The following is a 6,222-nucleotide window of genomic DNA, read 5'->3' as shown; positions in this document are numbered from 1 at the left end:
ACCGAGCCAGAGAATTGATGTGCGGCAGCCATCCGGGTGCTTGCGCACCCGGCAAGGTGCTGCCGGCCCTCCGGGCCTAAGACGCAGTAACTGATGCGACGTTCCGAGCGAGCGGCGACCATAAAAAGTCGTACGTTCCTAATCCGTGTTTTACTGGACCAAAACTCTTCATCGCGTAGGCATCGCCTGGCCTGATGAAAATGTGTCGCTGTCAACTTGTCTCGATCCTTGAAAGTAGGCCGTAGCGAGCCATAGCGAGTTACGGCGGTGCGCAAATTGCCGTAACTCGCTATGGCTCGCTACGGCCTACGGCTGGCGAATAGGGAAATGTGCCGTTGCCACAATGCTTCGCAGCGTCCCAGTTTGTGTTGTCTGCCACGATGCAGCTTGACCAATTTGCTGCGTTGTAGTGATTTTGATCAGGCGTGGGGCATCGCCCAACGCGGTTTAACGGCTTGCAGGCAGTTGCCTCGTTAAACCAGTTCTCGGTTGTTAAGCTGCACACCAAATCACACTTTCCTTACGATTCCGCTTAGCCAGACCCCATGAACAACTCAGAAATGAGAGCTCGATTCCGTGAGATCCGAGACAAGGTTGAATCCGAACAGCGATTGACGCTCGACGATGGCATCTTCCTGTACGATCCCGCCGTGCCGTTGGCCGAAATCGGGGCGTTGGCGAACCTGGTACGCGAGCGTAAGAACGGGAATGTAGGCTACTACAACATCAACACGCACCTGAACCCGACCAACGTTTGCGTTTACCGTTGTAAGTTTTGTGCATTCCGAAGCGATCTGCGAAACCCGAAGGGCTACGTGTTCAGCGACGATCAAATTATCGCTCGCGGCCAAGAAGCCACCGACGCCGGTTGCACCGAAATGCATATCGTCGGCGGACTGCATCACCAGAAACCGTACGAGTGGTACCGCCACCTGATCGAATTGCTGCACGAAAATTTCCCCAAGATCCATCTGAAAGGTTGGACGGCGGTGGAGATCAATTGGTTTGAATTCCAAACCAAGAAGTCCGTCAAATGGGTGTTGGAAGATTTGAAGGCGGCAGGCCTGGGCAGCATGCCGGGCGGCGGTGCAGAGATTTTCCATCCCGAAGTTCGCGACCAACTCTGCGAACACAAAGCCAACACGCACGCGTGGTTGGACATTCACAAAACCGCCCACGAAATCGGTTTGCGAACCAATTGCACGATGCTGTACGGGCACGTCGAAAAAGCGTACCACCGAATCGATCACCTGATCCGACTTCGTGATTTGCAAGACGAAACCGGTGGCTTCCAAGTCTTTATCCCGCTTGCGTTTCACCCTGAAAACACAAAGCTGGACCACATCAAGAAACCATCCGGCTTGATGGATCTGCGGACGCTTGCGATCAGTCGTTTGATGCTGGACAACGTTCAACACATCAAGGCATACTGGATCATGCTGGGCATCGAGACGGCTCAAATCGCATTGGCCTACGGTGCCGATGACTTGGACGGCACCGTGCGTCACGAATTGATTTACCACGACGCCGGTGCGACGACGCCGGAACACTTAACGGTTGATAAGATCAAAGATTTGATCACCGAGGCCGGCCGAGTTCCCGTGGAACGCGACACGGTTTACCGCCGCGTAATCCGAGACGAAAACGATTACACGAATTGGTCCAGCGGCGAATCGGTGGACCCGGTTTTGGTTGCGAAGGTTTAGTAGACGAGTTCGTTTAACCGCGTGGGCATCGCCCCGCGCGTTTCGCCCCGCGTGTTCCCTGCTGCATGGACGCGCGGGGCGATGCCCAACGCTGTGAAGAGTATGGTCCCTAAAAATACGGGTTAGTTCGTTTAACCGCGTGGGCATCGCCCCGCGCGTTTCGCCCCGCATGGACGCGCGGGGCGATGCCCACGCGGTTAAACAGTCCAGAAACCCTTCACGGCGCGGGGCGATGCCCACGCGGTTAAACAGTTTTAGAACTCAATTACCGCGTGATCGGTCGCCAGAGTGACCTCGCAATCCAGCCTGCTTCGTATCTGTTCAATCTCGACCGGATCCTCGCTCGTTTCCAGCGGATTGATATGCGTCAGCAATAAATGTTTTGGTTGCGACTTAACGGCAACATCCGCGACGCGTTCGGTCCAGGTGTGGCCCGTCTTCTCAGCCCAGGTCGCCGACGAGTTCTGAAAATAGCACTCGTGCAACAGCACGTCTGCGCCTCGCGACCAATCGGCATGTTCGTCGCTTAAGTCACCCGTCGTGTCGGACGCATACACCAACCGCTTCGCCTGATCATCCTTCGCCCAATCCAACCGGTAAGCGACACTGCCGCCGGGGTGATCTTGAGCTCGCCAAACAACCTTGCAGTCGCCGATCGCGAACGATGGCAAATCGTCGATCGGCCGCCACTCGCACGCCAGGTCGGCTGGGAAAATTAAATCACTCAACAAGTTGTTCTTCACCGCATCCAACTTCGCCGCTTCGCCCCAAACTCGCACCGTCGAAATGGAATGCTTCCGCTGCTCGCACTGGTACAGAACATCCAGCAAGAACGTCAGCCCAAGCGTGTGATCGAGGTGAGCGTGCGAGAGCAGAATGTCCAACGTCTCGGTCTCGATCAGATCAGCCAACCGAAACGCCCCTGATCCAGCATCCAACACGATGCCTGATTTGGGCAGAAAGTAACACGACGTGTGCCGCGTTTCGTTGGGATGGTAGCCGGCGGTGCCGAGGCAATGAAGATGCATGTCAGGTCCGTTTGGAGGAACCGTTCATTGTAACGGGAACTTTCCGAGGGTGTTCAGGCGAGCCGAAAGCCGTCGGAAACCCATCAATTGCGGCCTTGTCAGCCCAACAGCCACCCACTATCTTCTCGCCTTCGCAGTCGAGCGTACACATGCGGATGTGGCGGAATTGGCAGACGCGCTAGATTCAGGTTCTAGTGCCCGCAAGGGCGTGGAGGTTCAAGTCCTCTCATCCGCACTGCAATGCTGGAGTCCAGGATTTCGCCGCTTGAGCAACTACTACTCTGGTGATTGCACCTGCAACAATGGGCGACCAGAGCCTGGACTTCAGCAAACTTCGCAATTCTCGGGACTCTTCACCGGTCGCGATACTCCGTCGGTGTGATGCCTGTTTCTCGCTTGAAGGCGGCGGCCATGTATTCGTCGTACTCGAAACCGGTTCGGCGGGCGATTTGATGGATCGTTAGGTCGGAATCGGTTAGCAGTTCTTTGATTCGGCTGATTCGCACACGTTGGATCTCTTCGTGCGGTGTGTGACCGAGCCATTTTTTGAATCGGTGTTCTAAGGCTCGGCGAGAAAGTGAGACCTCTTGCAGGATATCGGTGACCCGGATGTTTGCGGTGGCGTTGCGGCGGATGAATTGTAACGCTCTTGCGACGTCTTCATCATCGATCGCCAACGTGTCGGTGGATTGGCGAACTCGGATCCCGAGCGGTTGAGTCAGCAGCGGATGTTCGGTCGCCAACTGCTCGCCGTGCATCATTCGGTTCAGTAGATCTGCGGCCTCGTATCCAGTTCGTTTGGTATCGGGAATGACACTGGACAGTGTCGGTTCGCTGAGTTCGCAAATCAAGTGATCGTCATCAACGCCAAGCACGGTCACTTCCGCCGGCACCGAAACGTCCATTTGCCGACAAGCATCAAGGACTTGTTGAGCCTTGAAGTCGTAGCAGCCGATGATCGCGACCGGGCGAGGAAGCTGTTGCAACCACTTCATAATTTGTCGCTTGTCGCTGGCGAAATCGTAGTGCTTGTCGTAACGGGCGATCGATTGGTGTTGGTGAAAAGTACAACCGGCGTCCTCGGCCAATTTGCCAAAGTGATCGCAACGTTTCGCTGACCACTGAAAGCCCGCGTCACCGCAGAACGCCAGATGTTTGAATCCTCGTTCGACAAAGTGATCGACCGCCAACTGTGAAATTGCTCTGTCGTCCGTGTCCGCCCAGGGGACGCCTTTGATGTGACGCGCGGCACTGAGATCGACGATTGGAATGCCAAATTTCTTCAGCCGTTTGCCGATACTATCGGTCTCAATTCGTGCGATAATCCCGTCACCATCCCACGAATTTAGCCACCACGGTGGCGATGCGCCCCGTTCCTGTTCGGTAAGGTGGATTGACCAATCGGCACGTTCCTTGGTGTAGGCAATCACGCCCTCCAACAGCCCGCGGCAGTAGCCGTTGGACGTTTCGATCAGCAGAGCGACGGTTTTTCGGGGCATCAGCGGCAAAGACAACGTGTAAAATATCTATGGAAGTATGCGTGATATCTACTGGTGACGCAACGATAAATCGCTCAGCATTAAGGGAACCAATCAATAATCCTCCTAGATTCCTTCCAGCAAAAGACCGATCAGATGAACGCATTTCCTGAAGTCACCAAAGTCAAATACGAAGGTCCACAGTCGGATAATCCTTTGGCGTTTCGTTGGTACAACCCCGACGAAGTGGTCGCTGGCAAGACGATGAAAGAACACCTGCGTTTTACCGTCACCTACTGGCACACGTTTCGTTGTACCGGCAGCGATCCCTTTGGCGGTGACACGATGCTGCGTCCTTGGGACGACGGAACCGAGTCGGTTGAAAACGCGTGCAACCGAGCACGGGTGGCGTTTGAGTTCTTCGAGAAACTAGACGCACCGTTTTATGCCTTCCACGATCGGGACGTTGCACCGGAGGGAGCCAACTTGTCAGAGACCAACGCCAACTTTGATTCGGTCGCAGCGGTGCTGAAAGAAGAGCAGCAACGGACGGGTGTGAAGTTGTTGTGGGGCACCGCCAACATGTTTAGCAACCCGCGTTTCATGCACGGTGCGGCGACGACATGCAATGTGGAAGTATTCGCCTACGCGGCGGCGCAGGTGAAAAAGGCGATGGAAGTCACGAAGGATCTTGGTGGCGAGAATTACGTTTTCTGGGGCGGGCGAGAAGGCTATCAGTGCCTTTACAACACCGACATGAAACGTGAACTCGATCACCTGGGCAAGTTCTTTCACATGGCGGTGGATTATGCAAAAGAGATTGGCTTTACAGGCCAATTCCTGATCGAGCCCAAACCGAAAGAACCAACCAAGCACCAATACGATTCGGATGCGGCCGCGTGCTTGAACTTTTTGCGTGCCTACGATTTGACTGATCACTTCAAGCTAAACATCGAAACCAACCACGCCACTTTGGCTGGTCACGAAATGATGCACGAACTGGAATACGCCGGCATGCAAGGTGGTCTTGGTTCGATCGATGCCAACACGGGCGACTTGTTGCTGGGTTGGGACACCGATCAGTTTGCGACGAACTATTACTTGACGACGCAGATCATGTTGGTGTTGTTGAAGTACGGTTTGGGAACCGGTGGTGTTAATTTTGACGCCAAGGTGCGACGCGAAAGCTTTGAGCCGATCGATTTGTTCTACGCCCACATCGGCAGCATGGATGCCTTCGCACGCGGATTGAAGGTTGCCGCCAACATCATCGAAGAGGGTGCGATCAACAACATCGTCGCCGATCGTTACAGCAGTTGGGACAGCGACCTTGGCAAGAAAATTGAATCCGGTCAAACGAATTTCGCAGAGCTGGAAACGTTGATGCTTGGCAAAGGCGAAGCGGCCGGGAATTCAAGCGGTCGTCAAGAGTTGCTTGAAAACATCGTGAACCGGTATTTGGATCGCATGTAACGCGACATCCAATCCAGCCGGGACAAGCGAAACCTGCCCGGCGGCATGCTTATCCCGCAGGGAACTGCCCTAAGCCAAGCTCCATCATTGTCGAAGTCTTCCGTAGCTGGACCCGCCAGGGTTCAGTCGCACACACCCCAACGCTCCAAATCGTTTAACCGCGTTGGGCATCGCCCCGCGCGTCCATGCGGCGCGAAACAAGCGGGGCGATGCCCAACGCCGTCAGTTTCCAAATCGTTTAACCGCGTGGGCATCGCCCCGCGCGTCCACGCGGGGCGATGCCCAACGCGGTTAAACGAACTAGGGAACGAGCGGGGAATCAGTATCGTATTAATTACTGCCAGGTTGGTGCAGTCACTCATCCCGAGGGAAGACGAACAAATCAATGCAAATTGTCGCTGATCGATCCGCGATCATAACGCTGGTGAATAGTCCTGGAGGGACGGAAGCTCTCTGCCGGGGATGGAATCCCCGGATGGCAGCGTTATCTCTCAGTTCTTCTCTGGCTCGGTTTCGCGGCTAGCCGCGAAACCGAGC

General features: G+C 55.1%; 4 protein-coding genes and 1 tRNA gene. 3 read left to right on the top strand and 2 right to left on the bottom strand.

The window, feature by feature from the left end:
* Nucleotides 1-545: 545 nt before the first annotated feature.
* Nucleotides 546-1,706 carry an aminofutalosine synthase MqnE gene (gene mqnE, locus RC85_RS24320; protein ID WP_068267344.1) on the top strand — a complete coding sequence of 387 codons (1,161 nt, stop codon included), beginning with the start codon at nucleotides 546-548 and terminating at the stop codon, nucleotides 1,704-1,706.
* Between the two features lie 254 nt (nucleotides 1,707-1,960).
* On the opposite strand, the gene RC85_RS24315 is transcribed toward mqnE, so the two are convergent.
* Nucleotides 1,961-2,734: an MBL fold metallo-hydrolase gene (locus RC85_RS24315; protein WP_068267343.1), complete on the bottom strand. Its 774-nt coding sequence runs from the start codon at nucleotides 2,732-2,734 to the stop codon at nucleotides 1,961-1,963.
* Between the two features lie 151 nt (nucleotides 2,735-2,885).
* On the opposite strand from RC85_RS24315, the gene RC85_RS24310 reads away from it, so the two are divergent.
* Nucleotides 2,886-2,969: transfer RNA gene (locus RC85_RS24310), tRNA-Leu, on the top strand.
* 118 nt (nucleotides 2,970-3,087) lie between these two features.
* On the opposite strand, the gene RC85_RS24305 is transcribed toward RC85_RS24310, so the two are convergent.
* On the bottom strand, nucleotides 3,088-4,233 hold the full coding sequence (locus tag RC85_RS24305; protein ID WP_068267342.1) for an AraC family transcriptional regulator: 1,146 nt from the start codon (nucleotides 4,231-4,233) through the stop codon (nucleotides 3,088-3,090).
* 135 nt (nucleotides 4,234-4,368) lie between these two features.
* Between RC85_RS24305 and xylA the strand changes: the two genes are divergently transcribed.
* Nucleotides 4,369-5,685 (top strand): xylose isomerase, encoded by a 1,317-nt coding sequence (xylA, locus tag RC85_RS24300; protein ID WP_068267341.1) that lies wholly within the window; start codon nucleotides 4,369-4,371, stop codon nucleotides 5,683-5,685.
* Nucleotides 5,686-6,222: the final 537 nt, after the last annotated feature.

This window comes from Rubripirellula obstinata, from assembly GCF_001642955.1.
Lineage (GTDB): Bacteria > Planctomycetota > Planctomycetia > Pirellulales > Pirellulaceae > Rubripirellula > Rubripirellula obstinata.
This window is presented reverse-complemented; position numbering and strand designations above follow the sequence as displayed.

What these genes read in the sequence shown, in the direction of transcription:
- mqnE (WP_068267344.1), top strand. Translation starts at nt 546, where the DNA reads ATGAACAACTCAGAAATGAGAGCTCGATTCCGTGAGATCCGAGACAAG.
- RC85_RS24315 (WP_068267343.1), bottom strand. Translation starts at nt 2,734, where the DNA reads ATGCATCTTCATTGCCTCGGCACCGCCGGCTACCATCCCAACGAAACG.
- RC85_RS24305 (WP_068267342.1), bottom strand. Translation starts at nt 4,233, where the DNA reads ATGCCCCGAAAAACCGTCGCTCTGCTGATCGAAACGTCCAACGGCTAC.
- xylA (WP_068267341.1), top strand. Translation starts at nt 4,369, where the DNA reads ATGAACGCATTTCCTGAAGTCACCAAAGTCAAATACGAAGGTCCACAG.